This is a genomic window from Allobosea sp. NPDC055332 (genome assembly GCF_053645455.1).
In genome coordinates, this window is record NZ_JBSHMO010000003.1 from 25058 (window position 1) to 36582 (window position 11525).

At 65.4% G+C, this 11525-nt stretch carries 11 protein-coding genes; 8 read left to right on the forward strand and 3 right to left on the reverse strand.

Annotated features, from left to right (window positions below):
• The first annotated feature begins 130 nt into the window (after positions 1-130).
• Positions 131-1450, forward strand: a complete 1320-nt coding sequence (locus ACWIGM_RS16465) for an OmpP1/FadL family transporter (protein WP_454027045.1) — start codon at positions 131-133, stop codon at positions 1448-1450.
• Positions 1451-1595: 145 nt separating this feature from the next.
• On the opposite strand, the gene ACWIGM_RS16470 is transcribed toward ACWIGM_RS16465, so the two are convergent.
• A complete protein-coding gene (locus tag ACWIGM_RS16470; protein WP_454028009.1) occupies positions 1596-3344 on the reverse strand; it encodes a PHA/PHB synthase family protein in 1749 nt (582 codons plus the stop codon).
• A 200-nt stretch (positions 3345-3544) separates the two neighbouring features.
• Between ACWIGM_RS16470 and ACWIGM_RS16475 the strand changes: the two genes are divergently transcribed.
• From ACWIGM_RS16475 to ACWIGM_RS16490, 4 genes are all read left to right on the forward strand, one after another.
• On the forward strand, positions 3545-3898 hold the full coding sequence (locus ACWIGM_RS16475; protein ID WP_454027046.1) for a hypothetical protein: 354 nt from the start codon (positions 3545-3547) through the stop codon (positions 3896-3898).
• Positions 3899-3982: 84 nt separating this feature from the next.
• The gene (locus tag ACWIGM_RS16480; protein ID WP_454027047.1) at positions 3983-4609 is read left to right on the forward strand and encodes a glutathione S-transferase family protein; all 627 of its coding nucleotides are present in this window, start codon (positions 3983-3985) and stop codon (positions 4607-4609) included.
• Positions 4610-4759: 150 nt separating this feature from the next.
• On the forward strand, positions 4760-5980 hold the full coding sequence (locus ACWIGM_RS16485; protein WP_454027048.1) for an LL-diaminopimelate aminotransferase: 1221 nt from the start codon (positions 4760-4762) through the stop codon (positions 5978-5980).
• Between the two features lie 272 nt (positions 5981-6252).
• Positions 6253-6684 (forward strand): hypothetical protein, encoded by a 432-nt coding sequence (locus ACWIGM_RS16490; protein ID WP_454027049.1) that lies wholly within the window; start codon positions 6253-6255, stop codon positions 6682-6684.
• Between the two features lie 15 nt (positions 6685-6699).
• Here ACWIGM_RS16490 and ACWIGM_RS16495 read toward each other — a convergent pair whose 3' ends face one another.
• Positions 6700-7047 carry a VOC family protein gene (locus ACWIGM_RS16495; RefSeq protein WP_454027050.1) on the reverse strand — a complete coding sequence of 116 codons (348 nt, stop codon included), beginning with the start codon at positions 7045-7047 and terminating at the stop codon, positions 6700-6702.
• 108 nt (positions 7048-7155) lie between these two features.
• Here ACWIGM_RS16495 and ACWIGM_RS16500 point away from each other — a divergent pair, with 108 nt between their 5' ends.
• Both ACWIGM_RS16500 and glpX read left to right on the forward strand, forming a co-directional pair.
• On the forward strand, positions 7156-8496 hold the full coding sequence (locus ACWIGM_RS16500; RefSeq protein ID WP_454028010.1) for a homoserine dehydrogenase: 1341 nt from the start codon (positions 7156-7158) through the stop codon (positions 8494-8496).
• Positions 8497-8591: 95 nt separating this feature from the next.
• Entirely contained in the window at positions 8592-9590 is a 999-nt protein-coding gene (glpX, locus tag ACWIGM_RS16505) for a class II fructose-bisphosphatase (protein WP_454027051.1), read from the forward strand.
• A 73-nt stretch (positions 9591-9663) separates the two neighbouring features.
• On the opposite strand, the gene ACWIGM_RS16510 is transcribed toward glpX, so the two are convergent.
• Positions 9664-10338 carry a GntR family transcriptional regulator gene (locus ACWIGM_RS16510; protein ID WP_454027052.1) on the reverse strand — a complete coding sequence of 225 codons (675 nt, stop codon included), beginning with the start codon at positions 10336-10338 and terminating at the stop codon, positions 9664-9666.
• A 179-nt stretch (positions 10339-10517) separates the two neighbouring features.
• Between ACWIGM_RS16510 and dctP the strand changes: the two genes are divergently transcribed.
• Positions 10518-11501, forward strand: coding sequence for a TRAP transporter substrate-binding protein DctP (gene dctP / locus ACWIGM_RS16515; RefSeq protein WP_454027053.1), 984 nt, complete (start codon positions 10518-10520; stop codon positions 11499-11501).
• Positions 11502-11525: the final 24 nt, after the last annotated feature.

Here is an 11525-nt window from a genome sequence, read left to right on the forward strand (position 1 = left end):
AGGGCGATTTGAAGGCGATCTGGGCGGGATTGCGGCGGAAACAAGCTGGCGGCATGGTGTTGGCAGATTCCCGCGGCACGCTTCGCCGCAACCGCCACAACAAGAACCTCAGCCTGGGGAAGACGCCGCGATGAAGAGCCTCCTGAAATTCACCGCCGCCGCCACCGTCTCGCTTTCGGCGCTGCTCGCGGCTGGCGCAGCTTCGGCGAGCTCGTTCGCGATCCGCTCCGGTCAGAGCGCCGAAGGTCTCGGCATGGCGTATGCGGGCGCCGCCTCGGGCGGCATCGGCATGGGCTCGATGGCCTGGAACCCGGCGACGATCACGATGTTCCCCGGCCGCAACAGCCAGTGGAACTTCACCTATATCAACGCGAATGCGAGCTATGATCCGACCTCGGTGACCCGGCTCGGTGCGCCCAACGGTCCGGCCAGCCCGGTGCAGAACGGCACCGGCAATATCGGCGGCGACGGCGCCTTCATCCCGGCCTCCTACTCGGCCTGGCAGCTCACCGACCGCTTCTGGATCGGCCTGACCACCGGCGCGCCCTACGGGCTGCGTTCGAAGCCGGAGAACCAGGTGCATGCCGCGCAGGTCTATGGCCGTTCCGCCAAGGTCGCGACGGTCAACGTCTCGCCGACCATCGGTTATCAGGTCAATGACTGGATCTCGGTTGGTGCGGCCGTGCAGGTCCAGTGGCTGAACGCTGCTCTGAAGACCGCATCCGGCGTCGCTCCGACCGCTGCGCCGGTGATCATCGAGGGCGACACGATCGACCTCGGCTATCGCTTCGGTGTCAACCTGACCCCGTGGAAGGGCACCAATATCGGCATCGCCTATCGCTCGGCGGTGCGGCAGACGCTGGACGGCACCTTCCGCACGCCGCTCGGCGTCGTCCCGGTCAAGGCCAATCTCAACCTGCCCGACTCGGTCGTGTTCGGTGTCTCGCAGGAGATCAACGAGCAGTGGCAGGTCCACGCCGGTGTCGAATGGACGAACTGGAGCCGCTTCCGCAATATCCCGATCGTCAGCAAGCTCAGCGGCCAGCCGGTCACCAGCCTGAACTTCCAGTATGACGACGCCTGGTTCTTCTCGGCCGGCGCCGAGTACAAGTACAATCGCGACCTGACCCTGCGTGCCGGTGTCGGCTACGAGCTTTCCGCGGTCAACGATCACAACCGGACGATCTTCATCTCCGACAATGATCGGCTCTGGCTCTCGGCCGGTGGCAGCTATCAGCTCACGGACAAGCTGAAGCTTGACCTCGGCTACACCTACATCCACGTGAAGAAGGCCTCGGTGGACTATACCGGTGCCCATCCGCAGCAGCAGGCGGTGTTCTACACGGCCGAGGCCAAGCCCTATATCCACATCGTCTCGGCCGGCCTGACCTATCGCTGGGACAATCCGACGGAGACGATCCCGGTTCGCCCGGTCGTTCGCAAAAACTGATCGACGCTTCGGCGATGACGAAAGAGCCGGCCTTCGGGCCGGCTCTTTTATTTGAGGTGAATGGATCGTCTCGCCGGTGCCTGGGCAAACGGCCCGGTCGCCGAATGCCGGGAACGCGGACCGGCCCGCGGCCGGCGCCTACCAACTAAGCCTTGATCTTCACATAGCTGCCCGGCGCATCCTCGAGCGCGGGCAGGGGGCCTTCACCGGGAATGCGCGGCTTGACCCGCTTGGGCGCCTGCTTCTCCAGCCAGGCGAGCCAATGCGGCCACCAGGAGCCCGGATGCTCTTCGGTTTTCCTGACCCAATCATCGAAAGCGCCTTCCGGCTTCGGGCCGGTCCAGTACTGGTACTTGACCTTGTTCGGTGGGTTGACGACGCCGGCGATATGGCCGGAGCCGGCCATGACGTAGTCGACCGGGCCGCCGAAGGTCTGTGAGCCCAGGAACACCGATTTCGCCGGGGCGATGTGGTCCTCGCGCGTCGCGAGATTGTAGACCGGGATCGTCACCTTCCTGAGGTCGAGCAGCTTGCCGCCAACGCGCATCTCGCCCTTGCTCAGCTTGTTCTCGAGATAGCAGTTGCGCAGGTAGAAGGAGTGGTTCGCCGCCGGCATCCGGGTCGAGTCCGAATTCCAGTAGAGCAGGTCGAACGGCGTCGGCGCCTTGCCCTTCAGGTAGTTGTTGACGGCATAGGACCAGATCAGGTCGTTCGGCCTGAGCATGTTGAAGGCGCCGGACATGCGGGCGCCGTCGAGATAGCCGCGCTCGGCCATCTGCTCCTCGACGGAACGGATCTGCTCCTCGTCGACGAAGACCGAGAGCTCGCCGGCATGGCTGAAATCGACCTGCGTGGTGAAGAAGGTCGCGCTGGCGATGCGCTTGTCCTTCACCGCCGCCATATAGGCCAGCGTCACGCCGAGCAGCGTGCCGCCGACGCAGTAGCCGATTGAGGACACCTGCTTCTCGCCCGTCACCTCTTCGATCGCCTCGAGCGCGGCGAAGATGCCCTCGCGCATATAGCTCTCGAAGTCCTTGAGCGCGTGCCGGTGGTCCGGGTTGACCCAGGAGATGCAGAAGACCGTCAGCCCCTGCGCGACGCACCAGCGGATGAAGCTCTTCTCGGCGTTGAGGTCGAGAATATAGAACTTGTTGATCCAGGGCGGCACGATCAGCAGCGGCCGCTTCAGCACCGTCTCGGTCGTCGGCGCGTACTGGATCAGCTCGATGATGTCGTTGCGGTAGATGACCTTGCCGGGCGTCGTCGCGATGTTAACGCCGATCTGGAAGGCGCCGGCGTCTGACTGCCGGATCTTGAGCTCGCCGCCGCCGGCCTCGACATCCTCGGCCAGCATCTTCATGCCGCGCACCAGATTCTCGCCGTTCTGCGCCATGGTCTCGCGCAGCAGCTCGGGATTGGTCGCGACGAAATTGGACGGGGAGAGAGCTCCTGCGATCTGCTTCACATAGAAGCGGGCCTTGTCGCGGGTATGCGGGTCGAGCTCGTCGGCCTGCTCGACCATGTTCTCGGCCCAGCGCGTGGTCAGCAGATAGGCCTGCTTGACGAAGTCGAAGACCGGGTGGGTGTTCCATTCGGGATCGGCGAAGCGGGCGTCGCGCTTCTCCGGTGCGATCACCGGCTCGACCTGCTCGCCACCGAGGCGCTTCAGCGTCGCGCTCCACAAGCTGAGGAAGTCGCTGGTGAGCGCGCCTTGGGCCTCGATGATCTTCTGCGGGTCGTTGACCCAGCGCTCGGCGACACGGCCGAGCACCTTGACCATCTCGCTCGCCTCGTCGGCCTGGCCGGTCTTGGCTTCGCCCCGCTCGATCGGCTTCAGATAGGCGGCCGTCACCTTGCCGGCCTGCTCGACCAGCTTGCCCATGTTCTGCGCCATCGCCTCGAAGTCGGGCACCGCCGGCAGCTCCGCGAACGGCGTCTCGGCGGGCTTTTGCCCGGCTTTGCCCTTCTCGTCAGCAGGCGGACACATGATGACGCTCCCCTCGGTAGCCTTACGCAGGAGTTGCACTCCCTATTTTGGACCCATTAAGGACCTAACCGGTATGAGTGACAAAGAAATTTTGCGGAAGCAGGGCGATGGCTGACAGGCGGACACAAACCTCGCTCAAGGCGGCCGGGCTTGCCGTACTCGCCGGAGCGCTGCTCGGTGGCTGCGAAGCCGCGCGCGGCGTGGCTGAACTGACCGATTTTGCGACCAAACCCAGCGACCCCAAGTCGTTCGTGACCGAAACCCGGCCTCAGGATCCGAAGTACATTCCGATCGGCACCACCGTCTCGCGCGAGGCCAAGCGCAAGACCGTCGACGAGTTCAAGAAGCTCGAGGCGGAGCTCGACGCCAAGCGAATCTCCAATGAGGCGGCGGGCACGCAGGCGCAGGATCTCGGCAAGGTCCTGCCGCCGCCGGTCGCGCCGACGCTGCCCAAGGAGTGACGGAGCAGGCGCGGCGGAGCGCAGATCGCTTGCCTGAGGCTTCCCCGGCCGTTCCAATGACGGCTCCGCAGCGGAGCGCCAGCGATGATCCTGATCGGCCAGTATGATTCGCCTTTCGTGCGGCGCGTCGGCATCGCGCTGACGCTCTACGAGTTGCCTTTCGAGCACCGGCCCTGGTCGGTCTTCGGCGACGGCGACAGGATCGCGCCCCTCAATCCCCTGGTTCGCGTGCCGACGCTCGAGCTCGACGATGGGCTCGTGCTGGTCGAGAGCCATGCCATGCTCGACTATCTCGACAGTCTTGTTCCTTCCGAAAGCGCCCTGTTCCCGCGCCGGGAGCCGGCACGCCATCGGGCCTTGCGCGTCGCCGCGCTGGCGACGGGGCTGGCCGAGAAGGCAGTGAGTCTGTTCTACGAATTGCGGCTGCACGACCAAGTCTCTGAGATCTGGGCCGGGCGCTGCCGCAGCCAGATCACAGGCGTCCTCGCCGCCCTGGAGCGGGAGAGGGCCGAGCGCAGCGGCGACTGGTGGTTCGGTGACCGCATCGGCCATGCCGACATCGCGCTCGCTTGCGCGCTGCGGTTCGCCGGCGATGCGCATCCCGATCTCGTCGTTCTAAGCGACTATCCGGCCCTGCAGGCACATTCGGCCCGCTGCGAGGCACTGGATGCGTTCCAGGCGATCAGCCAGCCCTTCATTCCGCCGGCCTGAGGCGTTGCTCCAAGGTGGCATGCGGCGGCTTTCGTTGAATCTTGCGTTTTTTGAACTGTCGGGACGAAAGCTGCGGTGGTAAGGCATCGCAACGCAAGAATGTGATTTGTTGCGCTCCGGCGCAGCGATCCGCAAGGACCTGTTCTCGAAATGACCGATTTCCACCGCATCAAACGCCTGCCGCCCTACGTTTTCGAACAGGTCAACAAGATCAAGGCCGCCGAGCGCGCCAAGGGCGTCGACATCATCGATCTCGGCATGGGCAATCCCGATCTGCCGGCGCCGAAGCACGTCATCGAAAAGCTGGTCGAGACCGCCGGCAAGCCGCGCACCGATCGCTATTCCGCCTCGAAGGGCATCGCCGGTTTGCGCCGCGCCCAGGCGCATTATTATCAGCGCCGCTTCGGCGTGACGCTCAATCCCGACACCCAGGTCGTCGCCACCCTCGGCTCGAAGGAAGGCTTCGCCAATATGGCGCAGGCCATCACCGGCCCGGGCGACGTCGTGCTCGTGCCCAATCCGAGCTATCCGATCCACGCCTTCGGCTTCCTGATGGCAGGCGGCGTGATCCGCTCGGTTCCGGCTGAGCCGACCCCGGCCTTCTTCCCGGCGGTGGAGCGGGCCATGGCGCATTCGGTGCCGAAGCCGATCGCGCTCGTCACCTGCTATCCGGCGAACCCGACCGCCTATACCGCCTCGCTCGATTTCTATCGCGATCTCGTCGCCTTCGCGAAGCGGCACGAATTGATCCTGCTTTCCGATCTCGCCTATGCCGAGGTCTATTTCGACGAGAACGACCCGCCGCCCTCGATGCTGCAGGTGCAAGGCGCGATCGACGTCGCCGTCGAGTTCACCTCGATGTCGAAGACCTTCTCCATGGCCGGCTGGCGCATGGGCTTCGCCGTCGGCAATGAGCGGCTGCTGGCGGCGCTGGCGCGGGTGAAGTCCTATCTCGACTATGGCGCCTACACGCCGATCCAGGTCGCGGCGGCGGCGGCGCTGAACGGCCCGGACGACTGCATCCGCGAGATGCGCGAGATCTATCGCAAGCGCCGCGATGCGCTGGTCGAGAGCTTCGGTAAGGCCGGCTGGGAGTTTCCGGCGCCGCAGGCCTCGATGTTCGCCTGGGTGCCGATCCCGGAGAAGTTCCGCCATCTCGGCTCGCTGGAGTTCTCCAAGCTGCTGATCGAGAAGGCCGAGGTCGCAGTCGCGCCGGGTATCGGCTTTGGCGAGCATGGCGACGACTATGTCCGCATCGCCATCGTCGAGAACGAGCAGCGCATCCGCCAGGCGGCACGCAATATCGGCCGCTTCCTGAAGACCGCCGACCAGACCCTGCACAACGTCATCCAGATGCCGAAGGCGGGGTAGGGCGCAGGCCCGCTCGATAACCATCACGCTGTTCCAGCCCGTCATGCTCGCCCTTGTGGCGAGCATCCACGTCTTGAACGCCGCTCTCGATCAGTAAAGCGAAGACGTGGATGGTCGAGACAAGCCCGACCATGACGGGGAGGGCGCGCTTAAGGGCGTGGGTAGCCATTCCGGAAAAGACGGGTGGCGGTGTTGCGCGCCGGCACTGGACCGGACCATCGAAACATGGGAACCCAAGCGCCCGGGCGGATAGCAGGGACGAAGAGCGCACCATGATCTCGAAAGGTCGGTTGATCGGGATCGTTTTCGGCCTGTTCGCGCTGGTCTGCCTGTTCGCGACCTATGATTTCTCGCGCGGCCGCACGACCGATACCGACTCGGCGCTGATCGCCGAGGTGCTGACCGCCTCGCGCGCCAAGGAATGCGGCCGCGACGCCACCGAGATCGTGGCGAAGTATTTCCCGGCCGGCATGGGACGGGCCGAGGCCGAACAGCTGCTGGCGCAGACCGTGATCAAGGCGCCAAAACCCTGGTTCTGGAAGCCGGTCGACGAGAACTCCACCCAGGCGGATGGCGACAGCGTCGAGGCGCTGCGCACCATCAAGATCACGGCCTTCGGCAACCAGCTCCTGCGCATCTATCTCGGTTTCGAGGGTGGCAAGGTCCACAAGCTCGCCGCCGAGGTCGTCTGCCGCTTCGAGTGAAGGCGGCGAGCCTCGTCACTTCTCGATGACGCAGAAGCGGTTTCCGTCCGGATCTTCCAGCACGATGTAGTCGGCGCCCTCGGGATAACGCCAGTCGGCGCGCTTCGCGCCGATGCGCAGCAGGCGCTCGACCTCGGCTTCGCGATCGCTGGCATAGAGGTCGAGATGGTGGCGCTGATGATCCGGCGCCTCAGAAGAGACCTGCGTGATCGCGAGCTGCACGCCGGGGCCTGCGCACGGCACCAGGATCGCCCAGTCGGGTGAGGGCGGTCGCAGCGGCTCATAGGCGAGTGCCTCCGTCCAGAAGGCGATGGCGCGCGGCACGTCGCGCACGCCCCAGACGATCGAGCCGACCTTCAGCATCGCGATACCTCTTCGTTGCCTACTCAATCCGGCATTTCCGAAGGGGTTCCCTCCACCCCTTCGCCGTTGACTCCCCGCGCGCCTCATGCGACCCCGCCGCTCATGACCATGCACGCTGCTCCCTCCGAGATCAGGCCCCTGCGCGTCGGCATTGCCGGCCTGGGAACAGTCGGCGCGGCGGTCGCCGGCATTCTGAAGCGCCAGGAGAACGCGCTCGCCGCCCGCTGCGGCCGGCCGATCCGGGTGACGGCGGTCTCGGCTCGCGACCGCAATCGCGATCGGGGCATCGATCTCTCGGGCTTCACCTGGTTCGACGATCCCGTCGCGCTCGCCGCTTCGCCTGAGATCGACTGTCTGATCGAATTGATCGGCGGCTCTGACGGGCCGGCCAAAAAGGCGGTCGAGACCGCGCTCTCCGCCGGCAAGCATGTCGTCACCGCCAACAAGGCGCTGCTTGCCGCCCATGGCGTCGCGCTCGCCGAGCTCGCCGAGAGCAACGGAGCAGCGCTCGCTTTCGAGGCCTCCTCGGCCGGCGGCATCCCGGTGGTGAAGACGCTGCGCGAGGCGCTCTCGGGCAACAACGTCACCCGGCTCTACGGCATCCTCAACGGCACCTGCAATTACATCCTCTCGCGCATGGAGCTGGAAGGCCTGACCTTCGAGGCTTGCCTGAAGGACGCCCAGCGCCTCGGCTATGCCGAAGCGGACCCGACCTTCGATGTCGAGGGCTTCGATACCGCGCACAAGCTCGCCATCCTGACCAGCCTCGCCTTCGGTACGAAGATCGACGCCGAAGCGATTCATGTCGAAGGTATTTCCTCGATCACGCCCCTCGATCTGAAGATGGCCGACGAACTCGGCTACCGGATCAAGCTGCTCGGCGTCGCCGAGCGCACCAAGACCGGCATCGAGCAGCGCGTGCACCCGACCATGGTGCCGAAATCGTCGGCGATCGCGCAGGTGATGGGCGTCACCAACGCCGTCACCATCGACGCCGATGCCGTCCGCGAGATCACCCTGGTCGGTCCTGGTGCTGGCGGCGGCCCGACTGCCTCGGCCGTGATCGCCGACATCGCCGACGTTGCCCGCGGCACCGCCGGCCAGCCCTTCGGCATGCCGGTGGCGCGGCTGGAGCAGCCGACCCGTGCGCCGATGCAGCGCCATGAAGGCGGCTACTATATCCGCCTCGCCGTTGCCGACCGTCCCGGCGCTGCGGCCGCGATCGCGACCCGCATGGCGGAAGCCGACATCTCGCTCGAGAGCATCGTCCAGCGCCGTTCCGAGATCGCCGCCCAGCGCGATCCCGGCGGACGCTCGGGCGCGCCGGTCCCGGTCGTGCTGATCACCTACGCCACCAGCGAGCACGCGATCCGTGACGCGCTGGAGAAGGTCAGCGCCGACGGTCACATCGCCGAGGCGCCGCAAGTCATCCGCATCGAGCGGGAATGAGCATGGAAGGCGCGGTCGTCCACGGCTTCGCCATATCCTCGCCAATCCGTTCGCTATTCACCTCGGCCATCCGCTAAACGCGCTAGGGAGTCCCCATGTCCGAAGACCTTCGCATTTCGCCCGATCAGATCATCGAGCGCTTCCTCTCGATGGAACTGGTGCGCGTCACCGAACGCGCCGCCGTCTCCGCCGCGCGCTGGCGCGGCCACGGCAATGAGAAGGCGGCCGACCAGGCGGCGGTCGATGCGATGCGGCGCGAGCTCAACCGCCTGCCGATCAACGGTGAGATCGTCATCGGCGAGGGCGAGCGCGACGAGGCGCCGATGCTCTATATCGGCGAGAAGGTCGGCCTCGGCACTGGCCCGAAGGTCCACATCGCCGTTGATCCGCTCGAAGGCACGACGCTCTGCGCCAAGGACATGCCCGGCTCGATCGCGGTGATGGCGATGGCCGGCGCCGGCCAATTGCTCTACGCCCCCGACGTCTACATGGATAAGATCGCGATCGGCCCCGGCTATCCGCAGGGGATCGTCGATCTCGACGCCAGCCCGGCTGACAACGTCAACGCGCTCGCCCGCGCCAAGGGCGTCAAGCCGCATGAGATCTCGACGCTGATCATGGATCGGCCGCGCCACGCCAAGCTGATCGAGGAGGTCCGCAAGACCGGCGCCTCGATCCGCCTGATCACCGATGGCGACGTCGCCGGCGTGATCTTCTGCACCGAGCCGGAGAAGACCGGCATCGACCTCTATCTCGGCATCGGCGGCGCGCCCGAAGGCGTGCTCGCCGCGGCGGCGCTGCGCTGCGTCGGCGGCCAGATGCAGGGCCGCCTCATCCTCGACACCGAGGAGAAGCGCCAGCGCGCCGCGACCATGGGCGTCAAGGATCCGAACCACAAATACGACATGGCCGAGATGGCCTCGGGCGACGTCATCGTCTGCGCCACCGGCGTCACCGATGGCGGCATGCTTTCGGGCGTGCGCTTCGGGCCCGAGGTGATCGAGACCGAGACGATCGTCTACCGCTCGATCACCGGCACGGTCCGCCGCATCTATGGCGAGCACCGCGAGCTCTCGAAGTTCAAGCTCGACTGAGCCTACAGCTTGTCGTGACAGGCAGGCCCGTTCCGCGCAGAGGCGGAGCGGGCCTTCTTCTTTGCTGGCTTGCTCAGTCCTGCAACCTGCCGCCGGCGAGGGTGTGCTCGACGCAGGCGTTGATATGCGTCGCCAGGACCTCGGTCGCGCGCGCAATGTCGCGCCGCATCGCGCAGTCGAGCAGGATCTGGTGCTCCTGCGCCGCCACTTCGCCGCGGAAGATCACGGCGACCATCTGGTAGCGCAGATAGCGGTCGTAGACCGAGGCATGCGTCTCCATCAGCACCTGCGAGCCGCAGGCCGAGATCAGCGCGTGATGGAACTCCCAGTCATAGCGCTTCCACAGCTCGGGATCGGCCCGGTCACTGTCGAGCATGCGCTTTTCCATCAGCGCCAGCTTGTGGTGGGCAGCGACGACGCGGCCCTCCCATTCCATGTCGCCGGCGGTGAAGGACTGGGCGAGGGCATGCCCCTCCAGCAGGAGACGCAGCGCCGCGATCTCGCTCAGATTGCTGGCGGAGACCGGCGCGACCATGAAGCCTTTCTGCCCCTCCGCCTCGACGAGGCCCTCCGATGAGAGCCGGTTCAGGATCTCGCGCAGCGTGCTGACGCTGGTGCCGTAGGTCTCGCGCAGGTCATCGAGCTTGAGCCGCTGCGCCGGTGCGAGGCGCCCGAAGACGATGTCCGCCCGGATGCGGCGATAGGCGAGCTCTCCGATCGATGCGGTCGGCGGCGCGTAATTCAACATGCGTGGGTCCGTCCGGAACAGCGGCTGGCGACATCAGCTTAGCGGTGGAGCAGGGGAGGTACAATCGCTATGGTGAAATCAAAATCATCATAGGAAATTCAAAATACCAGTTGATTGATGATTTTCCATTGGGCATGGTTTGCTACGAAGCGGGGCCAACCCGCACGGGGAGGAACGGCATGAAACAGGGTATCGACAGGCGCGCTCTGCTGGCCGCCGGTGGCACACTCGCGCTGACGGGTGGTGCGGCCTTGGCGCAGGCCAAGCCCAACCTGCGCTTCTCGGCGGTGTTCTCGGAGCAGGACATCCGGGCCGAGATGATGAAGCGCTTCGGCGAGGCCATCAAAGACGACTTCACGCTGCAGCCCTATTACGGCGGCAACCTGTTCAAGCAGGGCACCGAGCTCGTCGCCATGCAGCGCAACAACCTCGAAATGGGGAATATCGCGCCGCAGGACGTCTCTAACCAGATCCCGGCCTGGTCGATCGTCACCTCGGCCTATCTCTTCCGCGACGCCGACCATCTCAAGAAGGTCTTCGCCAGCCCGGTCGGCGCCGAACTCAAGAAGATGGCCGAGGACAAGCTCAACATCAAAATCCTCGGGCCGACCTATTTCGGCGCCCGCCAGGTCGGCCTCAAGCCGAAGAAGAAGGTCAGCACCCCGGCCGATCTCGCCGGTGTCAAATTGCGCATGCCGGGCGGCGACGCCTGGCAGTTCCTCGGCCAGTCGCTCGGCGCCAATCCGACGCCAATGGCCTATGCCGAGGTCTATACCGGCCTGCAAAGCGGCGCGATCGACGGCCAGGACAACCCGCTGCCCAACGTCCAGAACATGAAGTTCTACGAGGTCTCCTCGCAGATCGTGCTGACCTCGCATCTCGTCGGCTTCGACCTGCTCTGCGTCACCAAGCGCATCTGGGACGGGATGGATGCCAAGAAGCAGGCCGCCTTCCAGGCTGCGGCCGACGCTGCGATCGACTGGAGCACAAAGGAGCATCTCGCCAAGGAGGCCGAGCTGGTCGACTTCTTCAAGAAGCAGGGGCTCGAAGTCTATACGCCCGACCTCAAGGCTTTCCGTGATTTCGCCCAGAAGAAGTACCTGGAATCCGAGCTGGCCAAGGGCTGGGTGCCCGGCATGCTCGACAAGATCAACGCGCTCTAAGGCGCAAACGAGGTCTAGCGCTGG

Excerpts from the sequence above, each read along its gene's own strand:
- ACWIGM_RS16510 (WP_454027052.1), bottom strand. The coding sequence starts at position 10,338 with ATGTTGAATTACGCGCCGCCGACCGCATCGATCGGAGAGCTCGCCTAT.
- ACWIGM_RS16490 (WP_454027049.1), top strand. The coding sequence starts at position 6,253 with ATGATCTCGAAAGGTCGGTTGATCGGGATCGTTTTCGGCCTGTTCGCG.
- ACWIGM_RS16465 (WP_454027045.1), top strand. The coding sequence starts at position 131 with ATGAAGAGCCTCCTGAAATTCACCGCCGCCGCCACCGTCTCGCTTTCG.
- ACWIGM_RS16485 (WP_454027048.1), top strand. The coding sequence starts at position 4,760 with ATGACCGATTTCCACCGCATCAAACGCCTGCCGCCCTACGTTTTCGAA.
- glpX (WP_454027051.1), top strand. The coding sequence starts at position 8,592 with ATGTCCGAAGACCTTCGCATTTCGCCCGATCAGATCATCGAGCGCTTC.
- ACWIGM_RS16470 (WP_454028009.1), bottom strand. The coding sequence starts at position 3,344 with ATGGCGCAGAACATGGGCAAGCTGGTCGAGCAGGCCGGCAAGGTGACG.
- ACWIGM_RS16475 (WP_454027046.1), top strand. The coding sequence starts at position 3,545 with ATGGCTGACAGGCGGACACAAACCTCGCTCAAGGCGGCCGGGCTTGCC.
- ACWIGM_RS16500 (WP_454028010.1), top strand. The coding sequence starts at position 7,156 with ATGCACGCTGCTCCCTCCGAGATCAGGCCCCTGCGCGTCGGCATTGCC.
- dctP (WP_454027053.1), top strand. The coding sequence starts at position 10,518 with ATGAAACAGGGTATCGACAGGCGCGCTCTGCTGGCCGCCGGTGGCACA.
- ACWIGM_RS16480 (WP_454027047.1), top strand. The coding sequence starts at position 3,983 with ATGATCCTGATCGGCCAGTATGATTCGCCTTTCGTGCGGCGCGTCGGC.
- ACWIGM_RS16495 (WP_454027050.1), bottom strand. The coding sequence starts at position 7,047 with ATGCTGAAGGTCGGCTCGATCGTCTGGGGCGTGCGCGACGTGCCGCGC.